Here is a 25,691-nt window from a genome sequence, read left to right as displayed (position 1 = left end):
GAACCTCATACACGTCCCATCGCGAAACCACGCGCGATGTAGTTGCGGACAAACCAGATGACGATGGCACCGGGGATGATGGTCAGGGTTCCGGCAGCGGCCAGCAGACCCAGCTCATACCCCGCGCTCGAGGCGGTGCGGGTCATCACGGCGGCGATGGGTTTGGCTTCCACAGCCGTAAGCGTCTTAGCCAACAGCATCTCGACCCACGAGAACATGAAGCAGAAGAACGCCGCCACACCCACGCCTGCTTTGATGTTGGGCAGGAAGATCGTCACGAAGAAGCGCGGGAAGGAATAGCCGTCGACATAGGCCGTCTCGTCCAGCTCTTTCGGGATACCCCGCATGAACCCTTCCAAAATCCACACTGCCAGCGGCACGTTGAACAGCGTATGCGCCAAAGCTACGGCCAGATGGGTGTCAAACAGCCCGATCGAGGAATAGAGCTGGAAGAATGGCAGCGCGAACACCGCCGCCGGAGCCATCCGGTTGGTCAGTAGCCAGAAGAACAGCTGCTTATCGCCCAGAAACCGATAGCGCGAGAACGCATAGGCCGCAGGCAAGGCCACACAGACCGACAGCACCGTGTTGATCGTCACATAGATGATCGAGTTGATATAGCCCCAGTACCACGTCGGATCAGTAAGGATGGTGGTGTAGTTCTCCAGCGTGAAAGTCTGGGGGAACAGGGAAAAGCCTGACAGGATCTCGTTCGTGGTCTTGAAGGACATCGCCACCAGCCAATAGATCGGCAGCATCAGAAACGCGATATAGAGGATCGGGATAAGAGACCGCTTCTTCATTGCGCGTCATCCTTTGTCATCAGAGTGTAGAAGACCCAGCTGACCAGCAGCGTGATAGCAAAGTAGATCAGGCTCATCGCGGCCGCAGGGCCAAGGTCGAACTGTCCCAGCGCGATCTTCACAAGGTCGATCGACAGCAAGGTGGTTGAGTTGCCCGGACCACCGCCGGTCAGAACGAAGGGCTCGGTATAGATGTTGAAACTGTCCATGAAGCGCAGCAGAACGGCGATGGTCAGAACGGTTTTCATCTTGGGCAACTGGATATAGCGGAACACCGACCATGGGCTGGCGCCGTCGATCTTCGCCGCCTGATAATAGGCATCCGGGATCGACACGAGGCCCGCATAGCACAGCAGCACAACCAGCGACGTCCAGTGCCAGACATCCATGACAACGACCGTGATCCAAGCCGACAGAGGCTGTTGCGTCATGTCATAGTTGATGCCCAGAACGTCATTCAGAAAGTAGCCAAGCAGGCCGATCTTGGGCAGCGTGAAGATGTTCCACATCGAGCCAACCACGTTCCACGGGATCAGCATCGGCAGGGCCATCAGCACCAGACAGACCGGCACCCAGAACCCTTTGCGCGGCATGGAAAGCGCGACGATGATGCCCAAAGGCACTTCGATAAGAAGGATCAGGAAGGTAAACAGGAACTGACGTCCCAGCGCGGCCTGAAAGCGATCCGAGCGCAGGATTTGCTCGAACCAACCCAACCCTTCCCAGAAGAACTGGTTGTTGCCGAAGGTTTCCTGCACCGAGTAGTTGACCACCGTCATCATCGGCACCAGCGCGTTGAACGCGACAAGTGCCAGCACCGGCAGGACAAAGAACCAGGCTTTTTGGTTTTCTGTTCTCATCAGCTGCGCTCCTCGGTTGCGATCCAGCCGTCGCGGTAAACGCGGGATTGTTCTGGTTTGAATTGCAGGAAGACCTCTGAGCCCGGTTCAGGCACACTATGTTCGGTCACGGCCTTGAGGGCCGTATTGCCGACCATCGCGCTTACGACATAGTGGCGGCCGATATCGGACACTTTGGTGACATGCGCCGGAATACCGGTATCGCCGAAGCCTACATATTCCGGGCGGATACCCAGATCGGTGCGGCCTCCGTCGCCATGGGTTGGGCCTTCCAAAATCACTTCATGGCCCTCAAACACGGCCCGGTCGCCTTTGGCCTCGCAGGGCAGAACATTCATGCCAGGGGAGCCGATGAAGTGGCCAACGAATGTGTGCTGCGGGCGCTCGAACAGCTCCACCGGAGTGCCGATCTGCACAACCTCGCCGTCTTGCATCACGACCACCTCATCCGCGAAGGTCAACGCCTCGGTCTGGTCGTGGGTCACGTAGATCATGGTTGCCTGCACTTTCTGGTGCAACTCTTTCAGCTTCGAGCGCAGCTTCCATTTCAGATGCGGGTCGATCACGGTCAGCGGCTCGTCAAACATCACCGCGTTCACATCGTCGCGCACCAGTCCGCGCCCCATCGAGATCTTCTGCTTGTTGTCCGGGCTGAGGCCGCTGGCACGGGTGTTCAGCATATCGGTAACGTCCAGCATCTCGGCGATCTCATCGACGCGCCGCTTGATCTTGGCAGGGTCGACGCCGCGGTTCTTCAGCGGAAAGGCCAGGTTTTCGCCCACGGTCATCGTGTCGTAGATCACCGGAAACTGGAACACCTGCGCAATGTTGCGCTGATCGGGTGGCAAAGCTGTAACATCCTGACCGTCAAACAGAATCTGCCCCTCAGACGGTGTAAGCAGACCTGAGATAATATTCAGCAGAGTGGACTTGCCGCAGCCCGAGGGCCCCAGCAACGCATAGGCACCGCCGTCGCGCCACGTGACATCGACTTCTTTCAGCGCATAGTCCTCAGGGCCTTTCGGCGCGGGCATATAGCTGTGTCGCAGGTTGGAAAGCTTGATCTGTGCCATGTCAGGCCACCCTTTGGCCATCTTGGCCGAAATACCGGCAATGCGCCGGGTTCATATAGAAACTGTGATCCTCACCGACTTGATAGGGGTGAACCCCTGCCGCCAAAGACACCCAGTCGTCCGCGCCATGCCGGAAATGCGCGCTGGAGTCCGATCCCGACAACTCGGTCACGATCACGCGGCCTGTCAGTTCCACGTCAGCCTCAGATGTCCGGATCGGCGTGACGCGATGAGGGCGTACGGCAACCATGTATTCGCCATCGGCCATGTCCTGAACCGCCCAGCCGCCGCCTCCGGCAAGCTGCGCTTGTGCGCCGGATACCGTGATACGCGCCACGTTGATCGGTGGGTCCGAGAATACGCGTGCGGCGGCCAGATTTTCAGGATTGCGGTAGATATCGGCCGTCGGGCCGAACTGCGTCACATACCCGTCTTCCATCAGCGCGGTATGACCACCCAGCAACAGCGCCTCTTCGGGTTCCGAGGTCGCATAGACCACCACGGCGCCACGCCCGGCGAACAGATCGGGCAACTGCTCACGCAGTTCTTCGCGCAGCTTGTAGTCAAGGTTGGCCAGCGGCTCATCTAGGAATACGGCACGGCTTTCTTTCGCAATCGCACGCGCCAGCGCGGTGCGTTGTTGCTGACCACCAGACAGCTCGTGAGGGCGGCGATGTAGCATCGGGCGCAGTTGAAGCAGATCAGCAGCCTCTTCCACGCGGCCTTCGATTTCGGATTTCGCCATACCAGCCACGCGCAGGGGCGAGGCGATGTTGTCGAAAACGGTCATATGCGGGTAGTTCACGAAGAACTGGTGGACCAGGCTGATCTGCCGCTTCTGCGTGTTCAGCTTTGTCACATCTTGCCCATCCATGAAGACCTTGCCCGAGGCAATTGGGTCCAACCCGGCCATCATCTTGATCAGAGAGGTCTTGCCCGATCCTGTCGCCCCCAGAAGCACATTGAAATGGCCGGTCTGCAGCGTCAGGGATGTCGGTTTGATATGGATGACGTTCCCGACCCGTTTGGTCGCGTCTTTAAGTTCGATCATGTCCGTGAATTCCGATACCGCAGCGCGATGCGCTGTCTTGGTCTTGGGATGGGGATGCCGCAATCGGCACCCCCGGTTTCAATCGCTTACTGAGACTGCCAGCGCTGAACCAGTTCGTCATAGTTGACGGTCTGGCCTTGCGGCTTTTCGTTCTCAAGCTTGGCCTTGGGCGAGCCCTCTTTCTCCAGCCAGAAGGCAGGATCCTGCGGCTCGTTCAGACGTGGGCCGCAGCCACCGTAGACACCGGCACTTTCATCCGCGGCCTGCATACGGGCCATGGTGATGTCCATTTCCTCGGCCAGGCGATCCATCGCCTCTTGCGGGGTGAAGGCGCCCGAGTTCACGTCACCGATCTGCTGCCACCAGATCTGGGCCAGCTTCGGATAATCCGGAACGTTGATGCCGGTCGGCGACCATGCCACACGGTCGGGCGAGCGGTAGAACTCGACCAGACCACCCAGCTTGGGTGCGCGTTCGGTGAACGACTCGTGGTTGACCGAGCTGTCGCGGATGAAGGTCAGACCCACATGGGACTTCTTCACGTCAACAGTCTTGGACGTCACGAACTGAGCATAGAGCCAAGCCGCCTGAGCACGATCCTCGGGGGTCGATTTAAGGAACGTCCAGGAACCCACGTCTTGGTAGCCGACCTTCTGGCCTTCTTCCCAATAGGGGCCGTGCGGGCTGGGCGCCATCCGCCACAGCGGCGTACCCTCATCATCCACGGTGTTGTTGCCTTCGGACTTCGGCTTCACCATGTCAGCGGTAAAGGCGGTGTACCAGAAGATCTGCTGGGCCACGTTGCCTTGGCTAAGCGCTGGCAGCGACTGGTAGAAGTCATAAGACGCCGCACCCGGAGGCGCATAGGCCCGAAGCCACTCATCCCATTTGCGGATCGCATAGACCGCAGCCGGGCCATTGGCCGCACCACCGCGCGATACGGAGGCACCGACAGGGTTACAGGTGCCCGCCTCCATGCGGATGCCCCATTCATCAACGGGTACACCGTTCGGCTCGCCTACGTCACCGGCACCGGCCATCGACAGCCACGCGTCGGTCATACGCCAGCCCAGGTCAGGCGCGCGTTTGCCGTAGTCCATGTGACCGTAGATTGTTACACCGTCGATCTCTTTCACGTCGTTGGTGAAGAATTCGGCAATGTCTTCGTAAGCGGACCAATTGACTGGAACGCCAAGGTCATAGCCATACTTCTCTTTGAAGGCGGCCTTGTTGGCCTCGTCATCAAACCAGTCCTTGCGGAACCAGTAGAGGTTCGCAAACTGCTGGTCAGGCAACTGATACAGCTTGCCATCCGGACCGGTGGTGAACTGAATGCCCATGAAGTCATCCAGATCCAGCGTCGGCGAGGTCGTCGCCGCCCAGTCGCCTGCCATCATGTCGGTCAGCGGATAGGCCAGTTGCAGGCGCGAGTGCGTGCCGATCAGGTCGCTGTCATTGACGTAACCGTCATAGAGGTTCCGGCCCGTCTGCAGCTGAGTCTGCACCGCCTGAACCACTTCGCCCTCACCGAGGATCTGGTGGTTGACCTTGATCCCGGTGATCTCTTCGAACGCCTTGGTCAGCACCTCGGATTCATACGAGTGCGTTGGAATGCCTTCTGACAGAACGTTGATTTCCATGCCGGCATAAGGCTGTGCAGCTTCGATGAACCACTTCATCTCGCCCATCTGTTCGTCTTTCGACAGAGTCGATGGCTGGAATTCGTCGTCGATCCAACGTTGTGCTGCGGCTTCGTCGGCCCAAACGGGACCGTGCCCCGCAATGACGGCAGCCGCCGCCACTGCGGAAAGTAGATGTCTCCGCATCTGTTTCCTCCCAAAAACTATGGATTCCGGCGCGAACCGGATGGCAACCAACATCAGCGATTTACCGCGCATCTGTCAAACTAAATTTTTAGTAATTGACGCGAGGGCAGAAATATTTCTCCTTAACCCCTGTTAACGTTGAGTTTTCCCAACATATCGAAGTATCCAGATTTCAGAACCTTGGCGGCAATAGACCGGATTGGAACCAGGTCACAAAGCTGACAATCGAGAAAACGGGTAATCCCGTCGCACTTTGAATATCTGCCGCATAGGGGCACATATTGGTGCATTCCAGAACGATTGCGCCCAGCTCAGGATGGTTCTCTTGCAACTGCAGAGCCGCCTCGACATTGTCAGCGCGCGCCTTTTCGACATCCAGAGCCTCCTCATTGCCCAGAATCGCGCGCGTGAATTCCTGCCCCCCTTCCGTCGTCCCGATCGGCGTTCCATCGGGCACCTGCGCTTTCCGCAAATGATCCTCGGTCAGAGTCGAGGCCGAGATGGTCAGGACCCCAGCACGTTTTCCAGCTGGCAGAATGCGATTGACCATCTCGACCTGCATCAACGACGAGGTCACCACCGGAACCGAAACGGCCTCGGACAATTCTTGCTGGAACAAGGACAGAAAACCACAATTCGTGGTGATGCCGTCCGCGCCATCGCGAACAAGGTCACGGGCCGCATCGACAAACGCGCTCAACATGCCTTCAGCGCCGCGCCGCACAACAAGGTCAGGCGAGGCATCGCGCACGATCCGATACAGCACCGGAAACGGCCAGGTCGTTGCGTTGCCCATGTCGCCCGGAATGCGCGGAAACCGCGCATCGAGCATCAAGATACCCACCGACGCCCCGTAGATGGATTTCCCCCCCTGTGCGATCATCTGCCCCTCCTCCTGCGTTCTGAGCGTCGAATCCGCCCGACAGTTTCACATCCTCATGCGACTTGCCAACAGCGTTATCCGCTCGTCTGCCGTTCGTCAGGTACCGCGCCCTTGGCAAAGGTCTCAATCGAGGTCATCAACTGCGCCAGAAACGCCTGCCCGATGGCGGAGAGCGGGCGGCCTTTGGCGGTGATGACCGCAAGATCCAGCATCACGGGCGGCTGAAACGGCCGGGTTTGATAGCCTGTTTCACCATCGAACGAGACAGTAAACGGGTCGATCATAGCCACGCCCATGCCCTGCTTGACGAAGCTGAGCAGGTTTTCCGACAGGTGCGTGTGGATCTTGGTCCGCCAATCGCGCCCGGCCTTCTGGAATACCTCACGCGTCCGGCGGTGGGTTTGATGCTCCGGCCCCATCACGATGAACGGCTCGTTTTCAAGCAGTTCAGGGGTCAGGACCTCGTGCGCAGCCAGAGGGCTGTTTTCAGGAAACGTCGCCAGCGTTTCAAACCGAAAAACCTTGGCGTTCAGGGTATCGTGCAGAATGGGCATCTCGACAATGCCGATCTCGAACAGGCCCGACGTCACCCATTCCTGAATTTTCGACGAATATTGCGATTGAAAGCTGACCGACAGATTGGGGCGGGATTTCGAGAAGCGCGCAATCTCACGCGGCATGAAGCCGAAGGAGAGCATATGCGGGGCGGCGACCTGCAACTGACCGGGGTGTTTGTTCTGCAAATCCGTAACCGCCTGCGCCACGTGATCGAGCCCGCGCACCACGGTATCGACCTCACGATAGAGAAGCTCCGCCTCGGGCGTGGGCAGCAAGCGTCCTTTGGTGCGTTCGAACAAGGGCAAACGCGCCTCGCGCTCTAGCTGAGACAGAAGATTGCTGATGCCCGGCTGTGAAATCCCAAGCACTGACGCGGCGCCGGTGACCGTACCGGTCTCCATGATCGCGTGAAAAGCCTGTAACTGACGAAATCTGAGGGACATTAGATCATCATTTTTTCTGATAGTATAAGCAAGATATAGTATTTGAAATGATATTCTGGTCAAGGCAGGCTGCGTCCTGACCGGAGGTGGGATGTCTGATCTACAACAGAAAATTACGGGCTACGATCTGTGGCACCTTGCGTTGCCAGTAAGGTCACGTCGGGATCATGGCATCGGCTCCGTCGAAGGGGTCTGCGAGGTCGTCATCCTCAGATTGACCACTGAGGACGGCACGCAAGGGTTTGGTGAGGCCTCGCCTTGGTCGGTTTTTACCGGCACGCCCGAGGCCACGTTTGCCGCGCTGGACCGCTATCTGCGCCCGCTGGTTTTAGGCGCGCGCCTGTCCGACCGGGCGGCGATCATGGCCCAGGCCGCCCATGCCGTCGCCCATTGTACCGAAGCCAAAGCCGCGTTGGAGGCCGCGCTGCTGGACCTGACTGGCCGCATCTCCTCACTGCCGGTTTGGGCCTTGTTGGGCGGCAAGTGCCGTGATGCGATCCCGCTGAGCTGCTCCATCGCCAATCCTGACTTCGCGCAGGATATCGACCTGCTGGCGCTGTTGCGCGACGACGGTGTTCGGATCGTGAAACTCAAGACAGGGTTCAAGGATCATGCCTTCGACATCATGCGACTTGAATATCTGGCCCAGAACCACCCCGAAATGGCCGTCCGCGTAGACTATAATCAGGGGCTGAGCATCGAGGACGCCCCGGCGCAGGTGCGCGACGTGGCCCAGTTTCAACCCGACTTCATCGAACAGCCCGTTCGGGCGCATCACTTTGGCATGATGGGCCAGCTGAGGCAGATGATCGACATCCCTCTGCTGGCCGATGAAAGCGTCTTTGGCCCCGAGGACATGGAGCGCGCCGCGCGCGAGGGGATTTGCGATGGCGTCTCGGTCAAGATCATGAAGTCTGGCGGTCTGACACGAGGCCAGACGGTCGCCCGCATCGCCGCCACCCATGGGCTGAGCGCCTATGGCGGCGACATGTTCGAAGCCGGCTTGGCCCATCTCGCCGGAACCCACATGATCGCCGCAACGCCCGAGATCACGTTGGGCTGTGAGTTCTATCAGGCCAGCTATTTTCTGACCGAAGATATCCTCGAAACCCCTTTCGAGGTACGGGACGGTCAAGTCATCGTGCCAGACGCCCCCGGACTAGGCGGGAGGCCGGAACTGGCCAAGCTCAACCACTATGCGGTTGCGAAATCGGGGGCAGCATGAGTGACAAGAAAACCATAGCCATTATCGGTGCCGGGATTGTCGGCGTCTCGGCCGCTGTCTGGCTGCAGCGGGATGGGCATGATGTAATCCTGATCGACAAGGCAGGACCTGCCGAGGGGACCTCTCATGGCAATGGCGGGGTACTTGCCTCCTGCTCGATCGTTCCGGTGACGGTCCCGGGCCTGCTAGGCAAAGCCCCCCGCATGCTGTTCAGCCCATCTGAGCCGCTGTTCATGAAATGGGGCTACTTCCCCAAGCTTGTGCCATGGCTGACCCGCTACCTGAGCCACGCAAAGGCCCACGAGGTAGACCGGATCGCCGCCGCCCTGACCCCGATCATTGGCGACAGTTTGAACGACCACAAGGCCTTGGCTGAAGGGACCGGGGCGGAGAAATGGTTGGTCCCCTCGGACTATCTGTTCCTCTATCGCGACCGGGCTCATTTCGAGGGGGACGCCTTTGGGTGGGGCATCCGGCGCAAACATGGGTTTCACTGGGATGAGCTCGAAGGGCAGGCCTTGCAGGACTATGACCCGGTCTTCAGCCGCGACATCTCATTTGCGACACGGTTGGCGGATCACGGCCACATCACCGATCCGGGCCGCTATGTGAAAGACCTTGCCGCCCATGTCGAGGCCAATGGCGGGCGCATTCTGCGCGCCGAGGTCGAGGACGTCACCCGTAATGCGGGCAAGGTAAACGGCGTGCGCGCGGGGGGCGAGACCATCTCCTGCGACACGACCATCGTCAGCGCGGGCGTCTGGTCCGGGCCTCTGGCCAAACGGCTGGGCATCTCGGTCCCGCTGGAAAGCGAGCGTGGCTACCATCTTGAACTGGTCACACCATCGGCCATGCCCCGTAGCCCGGTCATGGTGGCCTCTGGTAAATTTGTTGCCACACCGATGGATGGGCGCATACGGTTGGCGGGTATTGTCGAATTTGGCGGGCTGGACGCTCCGCCCTCACGCGCGCCATTTGAATTGCTGCGCAAGAACGCCCGTGCAGCCTTGCCCGGCGTGACATGGAAGGAGGAAATTGAATGGATGGGGCACCGACCGGCCCCGGCGGACTCGATCCCGATCATCGGTGAGGTTCCGGGTATTTCCGGAGCCTATATGGGCTTTGGTCACCACCATATCGGCCTGACCGGCGGCCCCAAAACCGGCCGTTTGCTGGCTCAGATGATTGCAGGGCGCACGCCAAACACAGATACCAGCGTTTATGCGCCAGCGCGGTTCGCAACATGAATAATCCGGCTCAAGAAGCCAGTCCAACGCATAACAATAGGGAGACTATCATGAAGAAACTCACCAGCCTTCTTGCGGCAACCGCATTGACCGCCGCCGCGGCCGCCCCCGCCATGGCCGAGAAATGGGACATGCCGATGGCCTATTCGGCCTCGAACTTCCACTCGGCCACGGGTGCTGAATTTGCCAAATGTGTAACCACCGGAACCGGCGGCGAGATCGAAATCGTGACCCACCCCTCGGGCTCTCTGTTCAAGGGTGCCGACATCAAGCGCGCGATCCAAACCGGGCAGGCTCCAATTGGTGAGCGCCTGTTGTCCGGCCACCAGAACGAAAACGCACTGTTCGGCTTCGACTCGATCCCCTTCCTTGCCACGTCCTTCGATGACAGCGCCAAGCTGTGGGAAGCGGCCAAGCCCTCGATCGAGAGCCTGCTGGCCGAGCAAAACCTGACGCTGCTTTACGCCGTGCCTTGGCCGCCGCAGGGGCTGTATTTCAAGAATGAGGTGAACTCGGTCGCCGATATGAAAGGCATCAAGTTCCGGTCATACAACAACGCCACCTCACGTCTGGCTGAACTGACGGGCATGCTGCCGGTGACGATTGAAGCCGCGGAGATCAGCCAGGCCTTTGCAACGGGCGTGGCGGACTCGATGGTGTCCTCCGGGTCGACTGGCTATGACCGCAAGGTATGGGAAAGCCTGAACTACTTCTACGAAGTCGACGCCTGGCTGCCGCGCAACTACGTGATGGTCAATTCGGACGTCTGGTCGGGTGTGTCTGACGCCAACAAGAACGTCATCAAAGCCTGTGCGGAACTGGCCGAATATGCCGGCAACTGGCGTGCCAAGGAGTATACCGGCTTCACACTGCAGGGTCTGCGCGATGGTGGCATGACGGTTGGCCCGGCCTCTGACCAGATGGTGGGTGAGCTGAAAGAAATCGGCGTCACCATGACCAACGAATGGCTTGAGGCTGCGGGCGACGAGGGCAAAGCCATCGTCGATGCGTTCAACGCCGCGCAGCAATAACGCCAAAACGGGCGGCAGGTCCTTCTGCCGCCCGCAACATCTCAAAAAAAACAAACCAAGCGGGGACAGTATGGCGGTTATGCGTGGGCTTCGGTCCGTTCTGGATTTCATTTATCAGGCCGCAGGCGTTCTGGCCGCGCTGAGCCTGATCGCCATTTTGCTGCTGATCGTGGTGCAGATGCTGGCTCGCTGGACCGGAGAGGTCTTTCCCGGCGCACCCGACTATGCCAGTTACGCGATGGCGGCCGCGTCCTTTCTGGCCTTTGCCAACGCGCTGAACCGAGGCAGCCATATCCGCGTTTCCATTCTGTTGAACGCCGTGCCGGACGGATTCAGGCGTGTTCTTGAAATCTGGTGTTTCGCCATTGGCACAGCGGTGATGTGGTATTTCTGCTGGTACGCCTACCGCTTTGTCTATTGGAGTTGGAAATTCAACGATGTCAGTCAGGGGCAGGACAGAACTGCTCTGTGGATTCCTCAATCCGCCATGCTGATCGGCGCCGTGATCCTCGCTATCGCACTAACCGACCATCTGCTCCACGTGCTGTTCAAGGGGGATCACCGCATCACCCCCGATCTGGCCGACCAGAGCCAGGGGGAATGAGCGTATGGAAAACCTTTCGATCATCATCCTGTTCATCTTCGTCCTCTTCACCCTGCTGGGCACCGGCGTTTGGGTCGGCCTTGCCCTGATGGGCGTCGCCTGGGTCGGGATGGAGCTGTTTACAACCCGCCCCGTCGGCGATGTCATGATCACCACGATCTGGTCCGCGTCCTCGTCCTGGACCCTGACCGCCCTGCCCATGTTCATCTGGATGGGGGAAATCCTGTATCGAACGCGATTGTCCGAGGATATGTTCAAAGGGCTATCGCCTTGGATGGCCCCTCTGCCCGGCGGTTTGGTGCATACCAATATCGTCGGCTGCACGGTCTTCGCTGCGGTATCTGGATCATCTGCGGCAACACTGACCACCGTGGGCAAAATGTCGATCCCGGAACTGCGCAAGCGCAATTACCCCGAACGTATGATCATCGGCACCCTGACCGGAGCGGCAACCTTGGGCCTGATGATCCCGCCCTCGCTGACGCTGATCGTCTACGGCGTCACCATCAATGAATCGATCACCAAGCTGTTCTTTGCCGGCATCCTGCCCGGCCTCGTTCTGGCCGCGATGTTCATGGGCTATGTTGCGATCTATTCGAAACTTGGCAAGGACTGGCAGCCCAACGTCGAAGCCAAGCTGAGCTTTCGCGAGAAAATCCACAACTCTCGCTTCCTTTTGCCGGTGATCTTGCTGATCACGGTGGTGATCGGCTCGATGTATCTGGGCTATGCCACTGCAACCGAAGCCGCCGCCTTTGGCGTGATCGGAGGGCTGTTGCTGGCCGCCGGTCAAGGTTCGCTCAACTGGAAGACCTTCACCGAAAGCTTGATGGGCGCAACGCGCACCAGCGCGATGATTGCCCTGATCCTTGCAGGCGCGGCCTTCCTGTCGTTGTCGATGGGCTTCACTGGCCTGCCTCGAGGCCTCGCCGACCTCATTGCCGGGTGGGAACTGACACGGTTCGAGCTGCTGATGGTGCTGCTGGTCTTCTACATCATACTGGGGTGTTTTCTGGACGGCATCTCGTCGGTCGTGCTGACCATGGCCGTGGTCGAGCCGATGATCCGCGATGCGGGGATTGATCTGATCTGGTTCGGCATCTTCATCGTCGTTGTCGTCGAGATGGCCCAGATCACGCCACCCATCGGCTTCAACCTGTTTGTGATGCAGGGCATGACCAACCACGAGATGAGCTATATCGCCCGCGCCGCCATTCCGATGTTCCTGATTATGGTGCTGATGGTATTTGTTCTGATCTGGTTCCCTGAGCTGGCCACTTGGCTGCCCGAGAACCTGCGCCAGAGCCCTGGCGGGTAGCGCCACTTGAACCCGCTACATCTGGCGGCCCGCAATGGCCCCAACGTACTGGTCGCGGGGCTGGTTGCCGGTCTGCTCTTACCCAGCCTCGCCGAACCGATGCGCCCGCTGTTGCCGCCGCTCGTCATGGTGCTTCTGTTCGTGACCGTCCTGAGGATGGAGCCAACTACACTCATTGGCTCGCTGTCAGACCTGCGCAGCGTGATCCGCACGATTGCGGCGCTTCAACTTGCGGTGCCGCTGACCCTATTGGCCATCGGATACACGGCTGGCTGGATGAGTTCGCCGATCTTCCTGTCACTGCTCATCGTCGCCGCAGCGCCCTCAATTTCCGGCAGCCCGAACATGTGCCTGATGATGGGACACCCGGCAGAACACGCCGTGCGGCTAGTGGTGGTGGGAACCGCGCTTTTGCCCCTGACGGCGCTGCCCGTCTTCTGGCTCATGCCAGAGCTGGAGGATATTCGCGCCGTCACCGGTGCCTCGGCCCGCTTGTTCCTGACCATCGCCGTTGCGGCCTCCGCCGCGATCGTCTTGCGCCTGACTGTCCTTCGAAACCCGTCCGCGTCCACGCTCAGTAGTCTTGAAGGGCTGGGCGCGATCACCCTGGCGGTTTTCGTCATCGGCCTGATGCCATCGCTCAGCGCAACAGCCCTGGAGGCCCCCGGCATCGCGCTGTTTTGGGTCGCTTTTGCCTGCGTGATCAACTTTGGCGCTCAGGTCGTGATGTTCAGCCTATTGCGCAGGCGGAGCCCACCAGCACAAGCGACGGCCGTTTCCTTGATCGCAGGCAATCGCAATATTGCCCTGTTCTTTGTCGCATTGCCGCCTGAGGTCATTGCCCCAATCATGGTCTTTATCGGGGCCTACCAGATTCCGATGTACCTGACCCCGACTCTGATGCGGCGACTTTATTGAACGAGCGCGTCTGCCCCCTAGGCAGATCCAATAGCCGCGCCTCGTGATTGCCTGAAGAATACGCACTCAGACGTTGTTCGCTTAAAAATTGATCTGCACTTGTGGTCCCTTTGCAAGCGCAGCAATCGATCTGTTGCCAACCCCATGCGGCGCGCCCAACTGACTCCGTATGAGCCAGAACCTGACAGTTGTTGTCGTAGAACAAAACCAAGACCGGGCCTTTGCCATCGTGGATGCGCTGAAGGAGTCCGGCGATGTCGATGTGTTCGTGATCGGCAATGCATCTGGACTAGCGCGTAAGATTGCCACCCACAGCCCCGATATCGTCCTGATTGATATCGACAACCCGTCGCGCGACATGCTCGAGGAATTGACGGTTGCGTCGGGCCCACTGGAGCGTCCCGTCGCCATGTTTGTGTCCGGCGCAGCCGGAGGGTTGGCGAAAGCCGCCGTTGAAGCCGGGGTGTCGGCTTACGTGGTCGACGGTCTGCAAGCCGAGCGCATCAAGCCCGTCATAGATACCGCCATCGCCCGGTTTCACGTGCTGCGTCAGATGCGGACTGAACTGGCCGAAACCCGCCGCGCGTTAGAAGAGCGAAAGGTAATTGACCGTGCCAAAGGCTTGTTGATGAAAGCCAAGGGCGTGTCAGAAGACGAAGCCTATGCGCTACTACGCAAAACCGCGATGAACCAGAACCGCCGCGTCGCCGATGTGGCCGAGGCTTTGGTGACTGCTTCGGGGTTGTTGTCATGAGAACCGTAACCCTGCCCGTCGCCTATATGCCGCTGGTCGACGCGGCCCCATTGATCGTCGCGCGCGAGATGGGGTTTGACCATGCTGAAGGTATTTCGCTCGACCTGCGCCCGGCCCCGTCATGGTCTTCGTTGCGCGATATGCTGGCTTTTGGGCATGTGGACGCGGCGCATCTACTGTCACCGGTCCCCGTTGCGATGGCTTTGGGTCTGGGCGGTATCGCGACGCGTCTGTCCGCCGTGTCTGTTCTGTCGATGAATGGCACCGTCATTGGGGTTGGCACGCAGTTGGCCGGACGGCTGTCCGATCAGGGATATGGGTTCGACTTCGCGAATGCCTCTGAGGCCGGGGCGGCATTGGCAAAAGCCGCCGGAGATGTACTTGTCTTTGGCGTCCCATTCCCTTTTTCGATGCATGTTGAACTGCTGCGCTATTGGGTGGCAGGAACCGAACTGGCTTCGAAACAAGTGGAAATCCGCACCGTCCCGCCCCCTCTGATGGCGCAGGCGCTTGCGGGTGGCGAGATCAATGCCTTCTGTGTGGGTGAGCCTTGGGGCTCGTTCGCCGTAGACGATAACGTTGGCGCGTTGCTGCTGCCTGGCAAGGCGATCTGGACCTGCGCGCCTGAAAAAGTATTGGCGGTCAGAAACGACTGGGCCGAAACCGAACCGCATGTGCTTGGCAGCCTCATGCGGGCTGTCTGGCGCGCGGGCCGTTGGCTGTACAACAAAGAAAGCCGAACAACTGCGTCCGAGATGCTGTCGCGCAAAACCTACCTCAACGTCTCACCCGAGCTGATTGACCGAGCGCTGATGGGTGAATTCACGATCTCGGCCCGCGGCGAGCAACGCCATGTGGACGGGTTTGTCGAGTTCTTTGACGGCGCTGCCACTTTCCCTTGGCGCAGTCAGGCAAAATGGGTTGCGCATCAATTGGCGAAAAGAAACGGGTTGGATGTGACAACCGCTGAGCGTCAGGCCGCCAAGGTTTTTCGCAGCGATCTCTATCGTCGCGAATTGCATGGACTTGGCGTGGAAACACCAGGTGCCTCAGAAAAGTTGGAAGGTGCCCTACCAGCATCAACCGCTGTGGCCTCAACCCATGGCAGCCTGATTCTGCCCCCGAATGTCTTTTTCGACCGGCGCATTTTCGAGCCGACCGGTTAAGATTGCCTATTTTTTTTGCAGCGCAGCATTCGACAACGCTGCATTGCAGAAAAAGTACCTCTGAAATGCCAAAAAAGGATGACGACCCAAGCCCGAAAAGGCTTAATCGGGTCATCGGCAGGCAACGAAGCCCACCGTAAGAATTCGCCCGCTGAAATGGGCATCCACCAAGAGCAGAGCCGCTCGACCACCCGCCAATCCTCCCGGCGGTGTGTGTCGGCGGCTTTTTTGTTTGCCCAAAGCGATTGGGCTGAACCGAAAGGGATCGAGATGAAAAAGCTACTTCTGGGCCTTATTGCGTCTACCGCGCTTGTCTCTCCGGCATTGGCCGAGCTGGAACTGGAGAAAGACGAACTGACCTTTGGCTTTATCAAGCTGACGGACATGGCCCCGTTGGCCGTCGCCTACGAACAGGGCTACTTCCTGGACGAAGGTCTGTTCGTGACGTTGGAAGCGCAAGCCAACTGGAAAGTGCTGCTGGACGGCGTCATCGGCGGGCAACTTGACGGCGCGCATATGCTGGCGGGCCAGCCTTTGGCGGCGACCATCGGATACGGAACCGAAGCCCATATCATCACGCCCTTCTCAATGGACCTGAACGGCAACGGCATCACCGTTTCGAACGAGATTTGGGAAGAAATGAAGCCCAATATCCCAAAGATGGATGACGGTCGCCCACAGCACCCGATCAGCGCCGAGGCATTGGCTCCGGTCGTTGAGAAGTACAAATCCGAAGGCAAGCCGTTCAACATGGGCATGGTCTTCCCGGTTTCGACCCACAATTACGAGCTGCGCTACTGGCTGGCCGCTGGCGGTCTGCATCCGGGGTATTACAGCCCCGAGAACGTGACCGGTCAGATCGGTGCGGACGTCTTTCTATCTGTGACGCCTCCGCCGCAAATGCCGGCCACGTTGGAGGCCGGTACGATCTACGGCTATTGCGTGGGCGAGCCGTGGAACCAGCAGGCCGTGTTCAAGGGCATCGGTGTTCCGGTCATCACCGACTATGAACTTTGGAAGAACAACCCTGAAAAGGTCTTCGGCATCACGGCTGAGTTCGCCGAAGAGTACCCGAACACCACTCTGGCCGTGACCAAGGCGCTGATTCGTGCGGCGCAGTGGCTGGATGAAAACGACAACGCCAACCGCCCCGAGGCGGTCGAGATCCTGAGCCGCCCAGAATATGTAGGCGCGGACTATGACGTCATCGCCAACTCGATGACCGGCACTTTTGAATATGAAAAAGGCGACAAGCGCGAGGTTCCCGATTTCAACGTGTTCTTCCGCTACAATGCGACCTACCCGTTCTACTCGGACGCGGTTTGGTATCTGACCCAGATGCGCCGCTGGGGTCAGATCGCCGAGGCCAAGCCCGACAGCTGGTATGACGAAGTCGCCAAGTCGGTCTACAAGCCCGAGATTTACCTTGAGGCCGCGCGCTTGCTGGTCGACGAAGGGCTGGCGAAGGAGGCTGATTTCCCGTGGGACAGCGACGGTTACAAAGCACCGACTCCGGCCGAGGATATCATCGACGGTATCGCCTATGACGGCCGCACCCCCAACGCCTACCTCGAAAGCCTCTCCATCGGTCTGAAGGGCGAGCAGAAGATCGTCGGTTCCGACGTACAAGGCTAATTCCCCAAACGCCGCGCCCGGCCCTCGTCGGGCGCGGACCTTAAAGTGCCCCGCCATCGCAAGGACACATCAGATGACAACGGTCGATCCCGAATTCAACGCAGACGCCGCCCGAGAGGAACGTCGCGCCCGCCTTTTCACCCGCATCAACGCAGCCGACAAATGGTTTCAGGTGTTGGGCCTTAGCTGGGCCACGCCTGTCCTTAAGGCCGCCGCCGGAGACAATCCCCGCGCGCAGATGACCGAGATTTGGCGGTTGCTGATCGTTCCTCTTTTGTCGATCTGTGCCTTTCTGCTGCTCTGGGCCACACTGGCCCCCAAGGTGCAGACCTCGCTTGGTGCTGTCCCCGGACCTGCGCAGGTCTGGAGCGAAATGGTCAGCCTGAACGCAGATGCGCAGGCCAAGGCCGCCAAGCGCGCCAAATTCGAAGCGATGGTCGAAAAGCGCAATCAGAAGTTCATTGATGCCGGTCAGCCCGAAAAGGTGAAGGAAGTCGCCTTTACCGGAGCGCCTTCGTATTACCAGCAAATCTGGACCTCAATCAAAACCGTGTTCTTCGGCTTTCTGATCGCGACGGTGGTCGCCGTGCCGCTTGGCATTGCTGCTGGTCTGTCCCCGACAGCCAATGCCGCGCTGAACCCGCTGATCCAGATCTTCAAACCGGTGTCTCCGCTGGCCTGGTTGCCGATCGTCACCATGATCGTATCGGCCGTTTACGTCACAAATGACGGCTGGTTCGCGAAGTCGTTCCTGATCTCGGCCATCACCGTGACACTCTGTTCGCTGTGGCCCACACTGATCAACACCTCTCTGGGTGTAGCCTCCATCGACAAGGACTTAGTGAATGTCTCCAAGGTGTTGAAAATGAACACCTATACCAAGATCACAAAACTGGTTCTGCCCTCGGCGCTGCCACTTATCTTCACCGGCCTGCGCCTGTCGCTGGGCGTCGGCTGGATGGTTCTGATCGCCGCCGAAATGCTGGCGCAGAACCCCGGTTTGGGTAAGTTCGTCTGGGATGAGTTCCAGAACGGCTCGTCCAGCTCGCTTGCCAAGATCATGGTGGCAGTCTTCACCATCGGCATCATCGGTTTCCTGTTGGACCGGGTGATGTACGCGCTGCAATCCCTCTTCACCTTCACAAACAACCGGTGAGCGCGATGAGCATTCTGAGCTTCAAAAACGCCTCGAAGTCCTTCGGAGAAGGCACTGCACGAACCGATGTGCTGAAAGGTATCGACCTTAACGTAGAAGAGGGTGAGTTTCTGGTGATCCTCGGCTTCTCAGGCACCGGCAAGACGACCCTTATAAACTTGATGGCTGGGCTGGATACGCCGACCAAGGGTGAGGTCACGTTCAAAGGTACTCCGATCAAGGGGCCGGGTCCGGAGCGGGGCGTGATCTTCCAGAACTACTCGCTGATGCCCTGGCTGACGGTCAGCGGCAATGTGGGTCTGGCCGTGGATACTGTCTTTCCCGGCCTCAGCAAGGCCGAGAAAGCCGAGAAGGTCGCGCATTATGTGAAGATGGTGGGCCTCAGCCACGCCGCAACGCGTCGCCCTGCAGAACTGTCCGGCGGTATGCGCCAGCGAGTCAACGTGGCGCGTGCCTTGTCGATGAACCCCGAAGTACTGCTGCTGGATGAGCCTTTGTCGGCGCTTGACGCGTTGACACGTGCCAATCTGGCGGATGAGATCGAACATATCTGGGAGGCCGACAAAAAGACCTGCGTGCTAATCACCAACGATGTCGACGAGGCGATCATTCTGGCCGACCGTATCATTGCCCTGAACCCCGATGGGACTTTGGGGCAGGAATTCCGCGTGTCGATCCCGCGCCCACGCGATCGGGGTGCGATGAACAACGATGAGACCTTCAAACGCCTCCGCGCCGACGTCACCAAGTACCTGATGGATGTGGGGATCGAAGCCAAGGTCGAAGGCTCTCGTATCCTGCCGGATGTCACCCCAATCCACGGCGTTCCAACGGCAGTGGCCGAGGCGCAAAAGGGGATGATCGAGAACCGCTTCCTCGACTTCTCGCAGCTGCACAAGGTGTATCCGACGCCCAAAGGTCCGCTGACCGTGGTCGAGGATTTCGATCTGAAAATCGACAAGGGAGAGTTTATCTCGCTGATCGGCCATTCCGGCTGCGGCAAGTCCACGGTTTTGACTATGGCTGCGGGTCTGAACGACATCTCGAAAGGCGCGATCAAGTTGGATGGCCGTCACGTCGAAGGGGCCGACCCGGAACGCGCGGTGGTGTTCCAATCGCCAAACCTGTTCCCGTGGCTCAGCGCCAAAGAAAACGTCGCGATTGGCGTCGACAAGGTCTATCCCAAGGCCAGCATATCCGAACGCCAGGACGTGGTGGAGTACTATTTGGAACGCGTCGGACTGGCCGATGCGATGGACAAATCCGCCTCCGACCTCTCGAACGGTATGAAGCAACGCGTCGGCATCGCCCGCGCTTTTGCCTTGTCTCCCAAACTGCTGTTGCTGGATGAACCGTTTGGAATGCTCGACAGCCTCACACGCTGGGAGCTGCAGGAAGTCCTGATGGAGGTCTGGTCCCGCACCAAGGTCACCGCAATCTGTGTGACCCACGACGTGGATGAAGCGATCCTGTTGGCCGACCGCGTTGTGATGATGACCAACGGCCCGCAAGCGACCATCGGCAAGATCACCAAGGTCGACCTGCCGCGCCCGCGCACGCGCAAGGCCCTCTTGGAGCACCCGGATTACTACGCCTACCGGCAGGAAGTCCTCGATTTCCTCGAAGAATACGAACACGGCGCCAAGCCCAAAACACCCGCCCCCAAGGCGATTGCAGCGGAGTGAAACTATGAAGCAAAGACTTGTTGTCATTGGCGCAGGGATGGCCTCCGGTCGGGTGCTGGAACACCTGACCGATGCCGCGCCGGATGCGTTCGACATCACCCTGTTCAACTCCGAGCCGCGCGGGAACTACAACCGCATCATGCTCAGCCCGGTCCTGTCGGGCGAGAAGACGTATGAAGAGATCGTCACCCATGACGACACCTGGTATGCCGAGCGCGGCATCTCCTGCCGCTTTGGCGAGCAGGTGGCCAAGATCGACCGCGAGATGAAGGTGGTTGAGGGGGTCAACGGACATGTGCCCTACGACAAGCTGATTGTTGCGACGGGGTCAAATCCGTTCATCATCCCTCTGCCCGGTCATGATCTGGACGGCGTGATCGCCTATCGTGATCTGGAAGACACCCAGCGGATGATGGGCATGGGTTCGGGCAACAAGGTTGTCGTCATCGGCGGCGGCCTACTGGGACTTGAAGCCGCCGCAGGTATGGCCGCGCATGGGGTCGACGTGACCGTCGTGCACATCATGGGCCACCTGATGGAACGCCAGCTGGACGAAGCCGCAGGCTATCTGCTGAAGAAATCGCTGGAAGACAAAGGCATCAAGATTTGCCTGCAGGCGAACTCCAAGGAAATCCTCGGGCAAGATGGCAAAGTCCGCGCCTTGCTTCTGGACGACGGGACCGAGCTGCCCTGTGACCTGCTGGTCATGGCCGTGGGTATCCGCCCCAACACGGCTCTGGCGCAAGAGGCTGGTCTGGCCACCGGGCGTGGCATCCATGTGGATGACCAGATGCTGACCTCGGACCGGGATGTCTTTGCCGTGGGCGAGTGTGTCGAACATGACGGGGCGGTCTTTGGCCTCGTCGCGCCGCTGTACGATCAGGCGAAAGTGGCCGCGCAGGCCCTGTTAGGCGAAGAGGCTGCGTTTGTTCAGAAAACCCTCTCGACCAAGTTGAAAGTCACCGGCTGCGATCTGTTCAGCGCGGGCGATTTTGCAGACGGGCCGGGGCGCGAGGATATCGTGTTCCGCGACCCCGCGCGCGGGGTCTACAAGCGGCTGGTCATCGAAGAGAATCGTCTGGTTGGCGCGGTCATGTATGGCGACACTGCCGATAGCAGTTGGTTCTTCGGGCTGATCAAGGACGGCACCAGCATCGAAGACATGCGCGAGACGCTGATATTCGGGCCTGCCTATCAGGGGGGCGATACCGCGGACCCTCTTTCAGCCGTTGCAGCATTGCCGCCTGAGGCGGAGATTTGCGGCTGCAACGGCGTTTGCAAAGGTGACATTGTCGAGGCGATCAACGCGGGTGCCAGCGATCTGGGCGCCGTGCGTGCAAGCACCAAGGCCAGCGCGTCTTGCGGGACATGCACGGGGTTGGTCGAACAGGTGTTGCAAGTCACTCTGGGCGATGAGTTTCAAATGCCAACGGCGCAACCGATCTGCGGTTGCACCGACCTGACTCACGAGGATGTGCGACGACTGATCAAAGGGCAGGAGTTGAAAAGCCAGGCCGCCGTTTGGCAAGAACTAAGCTGGACAACGCCGAATGGCTGCCATGTCTGCCGTCCGGCGATCAACTATTACCTGCTGGCCGACTGGCCTCTGGAATATCAGGACGACCCGCAAAGCCGCTTCGTCAACGAACGCAAGCACGCCAACATCCAAAAGGACGGCACTTTTAGCGTTGTACCGCGTATGTGGGGAGGCATCACCACCCCCGAAGAATTGCGCGCCATCGCGGATGCGGCAGACAAATACGATGTGCCGACGGTGAAAGTCACGGGCGGTCAACGCATCGACCTTCTCGGCGTGAAGGGCGAGGATCTGCCTGCCATCTGGTCCGATCTGAACCAGGCTGGTCTGGTCTCGGGGCATGCCTATTCCAAAGGTCTGCGGACGGTCAAAACCTGCGTCGGCACCGATCATTGCCGGTTCGGCACGCAAGACAGCACGGGTCTCGGCATCAAGCTTGAGAAAATCCTGTGGGGGTCGTGGACTCCGCACAAGCTGAAACTGGCGGTGTCGGGGTGCCCCCGCAACTGCGCCGAGGCGACCTGCAAGGATATCGGTGTGGTCTGCGTGGACTCAGGGTACCAGATCAGCATCGGCGGGGCCGCCGGTATGTACGTCAAAGAGACCGAGCTCCTGTGTCAGGTTCCAACTGAAGACGAAGCGATCGAGGTCGTGATGGCCGTCACGCAGGCCTATCGCGAAGGCGGCAAGTATCTGGACCGTTTGTATAAATGGCTAGACAAGGTGGGCATGGACTGGGTCAAGGCTCAGGTCGTGGACGACCGGGAGAATCGCGCCGCTCTGGTCGCACGGTTCGAACTGTCCCAAAGCATCTATCGCAAGGATCCGTGGGCGGAACACGTCAAGGAAAAGGCGCAAACCTATGCGCCGATCGCAGATTTCACACTGGAGGCCGCGGAATGAGCTGGATCGACATCGGACATATCGAAGACATCCCCCTGCGCGGCGCGCGTTTGGTGAAAACGCATATCGGCTGTATCGCGGTCTTCCGCACCGCCGAGGCCGAGGTCTTCGCCGCCACCAACAGCTGCCCCCACAAAGGCGGGCCACTGTCCGAGGGCATCGTGCACGGGCAATCGGTTACCTGCCCTCTGCACAACTGGGTCTTCGACCTGAACACAGGTCAGGCACAGGGTGCTGACGAGGGGCAGATCACCACCTATCCGGTGCGTCTTGAAGACGGCCGCATCCTGCTGGATGCCAGCACTGTCGCCCATCGGAGCGCCGCCTGATGGACGGTACCGGCCTACCCGAGATCCGCTCGACCTGCGCTTATTGCGGGGTCGGCTGTGGCGTCCTGCTGCGCCCCGACGGGGCCGGAGGGCTGGCCGTGCGCGGTGACCCGGACCACCCAGCCAATCATGGCCGGCTCTGTTCCAAGGGCTTGGCTTTGGGCGAGACCATCGGTTTGGACCACCGGTTGCTGACACCTCGCGCGTTTGGTAAGGATGTCGGCTGGGATGACGCCCTTCAACTGGTCGCGGATCGGTTCTCGGCAGCGATCAAGGCGCACGGGCCGGACAGTGTTGCCTTCTACGTCTCGGGGCAGTTGCTGACCGAGGACTACTATGTCGCCAACAAGCTGATGAAAGGGTTCATCGGATCGGCAAATATCGACACCAATTCGCGGCTCTGCATGGCGTCCACCGTCGCCGGGCACAAACGCGCCTTTGGCACGGATACGGTGCCCGGAACCTATGAGGATCTGGATCAGGCCGATCTGGTTGTTCTTGTCGGCTCGAACCTAGCTTGGTGCCATCCGGTTCTTTACCAGCGGCTCATGGCTGCACGTCAGGCACGCGGGACCCGGATCGTCGTGATTGACCCGCGCAGAACGGCGAGTTGCGATCAGGCGGATCTGCACCTGCCTCTGGCACCGGGCAGCGATGTGGCTGTGTTCAACCATTTGCTTGCCCGCATTCACGAAGCCGGAAAGGTCGACGCGGGTTTTCTGAGTCACACTACAGGGTTCACCGACGCATTGGCCGCCGCGCAAAAGGAAAACCCGGCGGCGACGGGTCTGGACCAGAAAGACCTCGACGCTTTCTGTGACATGTGGATCGGGACCGAGCGCGTGGTCACGATCTTCAGCCAAGGTGTCAATCAATCCTCCAGCGGGACGGACAAGGTCAACGCGATCTTGAATTGCCATTTGGCTGCGGGCCGGATCGGGCGACCCGGCATGGGGCCGTTCTCCGTCACCGGGCAGCCGAACGCCATGGGCGGGAGAGAGGTTGGTGGCCTCGCCAATATGCTCGCCTGCCATCTGGATATTGAAAACGAAAGCCACCGCGCGGCGGTTCAGCGGTTCTGGGCTGCCCCAACCATGCCCAAGAAACCGGGGCTGAAAGCCGTCGACCTGTTTCGAGAGATCGAAAAGGGGCAGATCAAGGCCCTCTGGGTGATCCATACCAACCCCGCAGTCACCATGCCCGAGGCCGACCGGGTGCAGGCCGCCATCAAAGCCTGTCCCTTCACGGTTGTCAGCGATCTGACAGAACACACAGACACCGCCCGCGTCGCAGATGTGGTGTTGCCCGCAGCTGGATGGGCCGAGAAAAGCGGCACCGTCACCAATTCGGACCGAACGATCAGCCGCCAGCGCGCCGTCCTGACGCCTCCGGGCCATGCTCGGGCCGATTGGGATATTCTCGCCGAAGTGGGCCGCCGTATGGGATGGCAAGAGGCGTTCGATTATACCTCGCCTGCGCAGATTTTTCGCGAATACGCTGCCCTGTCGTTGGTAGCCAAACCCTTTGGGCGCGATTTCGACATCTCCGGATATTCGGACCTGTCGGGCGACGACTATGCTGAACTTCAGCCAACCCGCTGGCCAGTCACGCCTGAGGGCACCGGAGGGAGGCTTTTTGGCGACGGGCAGTTCTTTCACCGTGATGGCAAAGCCCGCCTGATCCCGGTCAGCCACAGACCGCCCGAGGCGAAGACCTGCGACCGCTTTCCCTTCCTATTGAACACCGGGCGTACACGGGACCAATGGCACACCATGACCCGCACTGGCCTGTCACCGCGCCTGTCGTCGCACCTTGCTGAGCCTTTCATCGAGGTTAACCCGGAGGATGCAGATCGTCTCGGGCTAGACCCCGAAAGCTTGGTCGAGGTTAAAAGCACGGTCGGGGCATGTATCTTCCGGTTAAAGACATCCGATGTCGTCGCGCCCGGGCAGGTGTTCGCGCCGATCCACTGGACAGGCGAAACAGCGCCCTCGGCCCGTGTCGATGCATTGATACCCAGCGTTACTGACCCGGTGTCAGGCCAACCCGAAAGCAAAGCCGCCGCAGTGTCCCTGCACCCCATGAAAGCGGGTTGGTATGGTTTTGCAGTCTCCGCAACACCTCCGTCACCGTCGGCAGAGTATCGGGCAACGGCGAAAACCGAAAAGGGCTACAGAACAGAGCTGGCAGGCTATGAGATGCCTTCAGATTGGGAGGAAACGGCCCGAGATTGGTTCCAACTGCCTGACGCCCTGTCCACATCGGTCGAAGACCCCAAGCGCGGGTCGTTCAGGATCGCCCTGTCAGACGGTCCGCGCGTTCTTGCCGTTCTCTTTGTCTCTCGGGAACCTGCGACCTTGATGAGGGAGTACCTTGCAACCCTGCCCGATGCCGAACCTCATCAGCTCCTGTCCGGACGATCCGCAAACGGCGTCGAGAATGGCGGGCCGATTGTCTGCTCCTGTTTCGGGGTCGGACTCAATACGATCGTCCGGGCCATCGGCACCCAGAACATCGGTGATGTCGATGAAATCGGCAGGCTCTTGCAAGCGGGTACGAACTGTGGATCATGCCGCCCGGAACTGTCAGGATTGCTTGCCAAGCATTCGGTTCCGATCTTGCAAGACGTTGAACCTTAGGCGCAGGACCTATTCTGGGTCCCGCAAGGCCGCCAATTTCTCCACAA

Annotated in this window: 21 protein-coding genes; 14 read left to right on the top strand and 7 right to left on the bottom strand. The window is 59.6% G+C overall.

The genetic code is table 11. The features are described from left to right. Positions 1-5 precede the first annotated feature (5 nt). From J7394_RS12055 to J7394_RS12025, 7 genes are all read right to left on the bottom strand, one after another. Positions 6-803, bottom strand: coding sequence for a carbohydrate ABC transporter permease (locus J7394_RS12055; RefSeq protein ID WP_170378551.1), 798 nt, complete (start codon positions 801-803; stop codon positions 6-8). Beyond that, positions 800-1,663 (bottom strand): carbohydrate ABC transporter permease, encoded by an 864-nt coding sequence (locus tag J7394_RS12050; RefSeq protein ID WP_085807799.1) that lies wholly within the window; start codon positions 1,661-1,663, stop codon positions 800-802. The genes J7394_RS12055 and J7394_RS12050 overlap by 4 nt, the downstream gene beginning before the upstream one ends. Further along, complete coding sequence (locus tag J7394_RS12045; RefSeq protein ID WP_209253314.1) at positions 1,663-2,736, bottom strand: ABC transporter ATP-binding protein; 1,074 nt, start codon at positions 2,734-2,736, stop codon at positions 1,663-1,665. The genes J7394_RS12050 and J7394_RS12045 overlap by 1 nt, the downstream gene beginning before the upstream one ends. A gap of 1 nt (position 2,737) precedes the next feature. Then, positions 2,738-3,787 (bottom strand): ABC transporter ATP-binding protein, encoded by a 1,050-nt coding sequence (locus J7394_RS12040; RefSeq protein ID WP_170705549.1) that lies wholly within the window; start codon positions 3,785-3,787, stop codon positions 2,738-2,740. Positions 3,788-3,873: 86 nt separating this feature from the next. Further along, entirely contained in the window at positions 3,874-5,613 is a 1,740-nt protein-coding gene (locus tag J7394_RS12035) for an ABC transporter substrate-binding protein (protein WP_170461605.1), read from the bottom strand. Positions 5,614-5,785: 172 nt separating this feature from the next. Continuing rightward, on the bottom strand, positions 5,786-6,496 hold the full coding sequence (locus tag J7394_RS12030; protein WP_209253313.1) for an aspartate/glutamate racemase family protein: 711 nt from the start codon (positions 6,494-6,496) through the stop codon (positions 5,786-5,788). A 74-nt stretch (positions 6,497-6,570) separates the two neighbouring features. After that, complete coding sequence (locus J7394_RS12025) at positions 6,571-7,497, bottom strand: LysR family transcriptional regulator (protein ID WP_209253312.1); 927 nt, start codon at positions 7,495-7,497, stop codon at positions 6,571-6,573. A gap of 91 nt (positions 7,498-7,588) precedes the next feature. On the opposite strand from J7394_RS12025, the gene J7394_RS12020 reads away from it, so the two are divergent. The 14 genes from J7394_RS12020 to J7394_RS11955 all read left to right on the top strand — a co-directional run bounded on the left by J7394_RS12020 (position 7,589) and on the right by J7394_RS11955 (position 25,644). Continuing rightward, positions 7,589-8,722 carry an enolase C-terminal domain-like protein gene (locus J7394_RS12020; protein WP_209253311.1) on the top strand — a complete coding sequence of 378 codons (1,134 nt, stop codon included), beginning with the start codon at positions 7,589-7,591 and terminating at the stop codon, positions 8,720-8,722. Next, positions 8,719-9,969 (top strand): FAD-binding oxidoreductase, encoded by a 1,251-nt coding sequence (locus tag J7394_RS12015; RefSeq protein WP_209253310.1) that lies wholly within the window; start codon positions 8,719-8,721, stop codon positions 9,967-9,969. The genes J7394_RS12020 and J7394_RS12015 overlap by 4 nt, the downstream gene beginning before the upstream one ends. A 50-nt stretch (positions 9,970-10,019) precedes the next feature. Further along, entirely contained in the window at positions 10,020-11,000 is a 981-nt protein-coding gene (locus tag J7394_RS12010) for a TRAP transporter substrate-binding protein (RefSeq protein ID WP_170378565.1), read from the top strand. 70 nt (positions 11,001-11,070) lie between these two features. Continuing rightward, a complete protein-coding gene (locus J7394_RS12005; RefSeq protein WP_209253309.1) occupies positions 11,071-11,604 on the top strand; it encodes a TRAP transporter small permease in 534 nt (177 codons plus the stop codon). A gap of 4 nt (positions 11,605-11,608) precedes the next feature. Continuing rightward, positions 11,609-12,922: a TRAP transporter large permease gene (locus J7394_RS12000; RefSeq protein WP_170461618.1), complete on the top strand. Its 1,314-nt coding sequence runs from the start codon at positions 11,609-11,611 to the stop codon at positions 12,920-12,922. Between the two features lie 6 nt (positions 12,923-12,928). Next, entirely contained in the window at positions 12,929-13,840 is a 912-nt protein-coding gene (locus J7394_RS11995) for a hypothetical protein (RefSeq protein WP_209253307.1), read from the top strand. Between the two features lie 169 nt (positions 13,841-14,009). Further along, positions 14,010-14,594, top strand: a complete 585-nt coding sequence (locus J7394_RS11990) for an ANTAR domain-containing response regulator (RefSeq protein ID WP_209253306.1) — start codon at positions 14,010-14,012, stop codon at positions 14,592-14,594. Further along, positions 14,591-15,760 (top strand): ABC transporter substrate-binding protein, encoded by a 1,170-nt coding sequence (locus tag J7394_RS11985; protein WP_209253304.1) that lies wholly within the window; start codon positions 14,591-14,593, stop codon positions 15,758-15,760. The genes J7394_RS11990 and J7394_RS11985 overlap by 4 nt, the downstream gene beginning before the upstream one ends. A 270-nt stretch (positions 15,761-16,030) precedes the next feature. Continuing rightward, a complete protein-coding gene (locus J7394_RS11980) occupies positions 16,031-17,395 on the top strand; it encodes a CmpA/NrtA family ABC transporter substrate-binding protein (protein ID WP_209253302.1) in 1,365 nt (454 codons plus the stop codon). A gap of 73 nt (positions 17,396-17,468) precedes the next feature. After that, positions 17,469-18,551 carry an ABC transporter permease gene (locus J7394_RS11975; RefSeq protein WP_209253300.1) on the top strand — a complete coding sequence of 361 codons (1,083 nt, stop codon included), beginning with the start codon at positions 17,469-17,471 and terminating at the stop codon, positions 18,549-18,551. 5 nt (positions 18,552-18,556) lie between these two features. Further along, positions 18,557-20,236, top strand: a complete 1,680-nt coding sequence (locus J7394_RS11970; protein ID WP_209253297.1) for an ABC transporter ATP-binding protein — start codon at positions 18,557-18,559, stop codon at positions 20,234-20,236. A 4-nt stretch (positions 20,237-20,240) separates the two neighbouring features. After that, complete coding sequence (gene nirB / locus J7394_RS11965) at positions 20,241-22,676, top strand: nitrite reductase large subunit NirB (protein WP_209253295.1); 2,436 nt, start codon at positions 20,241-20,243, stop codon at positions 22,674-22,676. Beyond that, positions 22,673-23,005 (top strand): nitrite reductase small subunit NirD, encoded by a 333-nt coding sequence (nirD, locus tag J7394_RS11960; protein ID WP_209253293.1) that lies wholly within the window; start codon positions 22,673-22,675, stop codon positions 23,003-23,005. Before nirB ends, nirD begins: the two co-directional genes overlap by 4 nt. Beyond that, a complete protein-coding gene (locus J7394_RS11955; RefSeq protein ID WP_209253291.1) occupies positions 23,005-25,644 on the top strand; it encodes a nitrate reductase in 2,640 nt (879 codons plus the stop codon). The genes nirD and J7394_RS11955 overlap by 1 nt, the downstream gene beginning before the upstream one ends. Positions 25,645-25,691: the final 47 nt, after the last annotated feature.

The sequence above is a fragment of the Ruegeria sp. R13_0 genome (assembly GCF_017743995.1).
In the GTDB taxonomy this organism is placed as follows: Bacteria; Pseudomonadota; Alphaproteobacteria; order Rhodobacterales; family Rhodobacteraceae; genus Ruegeria.
Note: the sequence above shows the minus strand (reverse complement) of the source record. Positions and strands in the feature narration are given on the sequence as shown.

Bases quoted from the DNA above. Each gene is read 5' to 3' on its own strand.
- J7394_RS12055 (WP_170378551.1), bottom strand. From the start codon at position 803: ATGAAGAAGCGGTCTCTTATCCCGATCCTCTATATCGCGTTTCTGATG.
- J7394_RS12050 (WP_085807799.1), bottom strand. From the start codon at position 1,663: ATGAGAACAGAAAACCAAAAAGCCTGGTTCTTTGTCCTGCCGGTGCTG.
- J7394_RS12045 (WP_209253314.1), bottom strand. From the start codon at position 2,736: ATGGCACAGATCAAGCTTTCCAACCTGCGACACAGCTATATGCCCGCG.
- J7394_RS12040 (WP_170705549.1), bottom strand. From the start codon at position 3,787: ATGATCGAACTTAAAGACGCGACCAAACGGGTCGGGAACGTCATCCAT.
- J7394_RS12035 (WP_170461605.1), bottom strand. From the start codon at position 5,613: ATGCGGAGACATCTACTTTCCGCAGTGGCGGCGGCTGCCGTCATTGCG.
- J7394_RS12030 (WP_209253313.1), bottom strand. From the start codon at position 6,496: ATGATCGCACAGGGGGGGAAATCCATCTACGGGGCGTCGGTGGGTATC.
- J7394_RS12025 (WP_209253312.1), bottom strand. From the start codon at position 7,497: ATGTCCCTCAGATTTCGTCAGTTACAGGCTTTTCACGCGATCATGGAG.
- J7394_RS12020 (WP_209253311.1), top strand. From the start codon at position 7,589: ATGTCTGATCTACAACAGAAAATTACGGGCTACGATCTGTGGCACCTT.
- J7394_RS12015 (WP_209253310.1), top strand. From the start codon at position 8,719: ATGAGTGACAAGAAAACCATAGCCATTATCGGTGCCGGGATTGTCGGC.
- J7394_RS12010 (WP_170378565.1), top strand. From the start codon at position 10,020: ATGAAGAAACTCACCAGCCTTCTTGCGGCAACCGCATTGACCGCCGCC.
- J7394_RS12005 (WP_209253309.1), top strand. From the start codon at position 11,071: ATGGCGGTTATGCGTGGGCTTCGGTCCGTTCTGGATTTCATTTATCAG.
- J7394_RS12000 (WP_170461618.1), top strand. From the start codon at position 11,609: ATGGAAAACCTTTCGATCATCATCCTGTTCATCTTCGTCCTCTTCACC.
- J7394_RS11990 (WP_209253306.1), top strand. From the start codon at position 14,010: ATGAGCCAGAACCTGACAGTTGTTGTCGTAGAACAAAACCAAGACCGG.
- J7394_RS11985 (WP_209253304.1), top strand. From the start codon at position 14,591: ATGAGAACCGTAACCCTGCCCGTCGCCTATATGCCGCTGGTCGACGCG.
- J7394_RS11980 (WP_209253302.1), top strand. From the start codon at position 16,031: ATGAAAAAGCTACTTCTGGGCCTTATTGCGTCTACCGCGCTTGTCTCT.
- J7394_RS11975 (WP_209253300.1), top strand. From the start codon at position 17,469: ATGACAACGGTCGATCCCGAATTCAACGCAGACGCCGCCCGAGAGGAA.
- J7394_RS11970 (WP_209253297.1), top strand. From the start codon at position 18,557: ATGAGCATTCTGAGCTTCAAAAACGCCTCGAAGTCCTTCGGAGAAGGC.
- nirB (WP_209253295.1), top strand. From the start codon at position 20,241: ATGAAGCAAAGACTTGTTGTCATTGGCGCAGGGATGGCCTCCGGTCGG.
- nirD (WP_209253293.1), top strand. From the start codon at position 22,673: ATGAGCTGGATCGACATCGGACATATCGAAGACATCCCCCTGCGCGGC.
- J7394_RS11955 (WP_209253291.1), top strand. From the start codon at position 23,005: ATGGACGGTACCGGCCTACCCGAGATCCGCTCGACCTGCGCTTATTGC.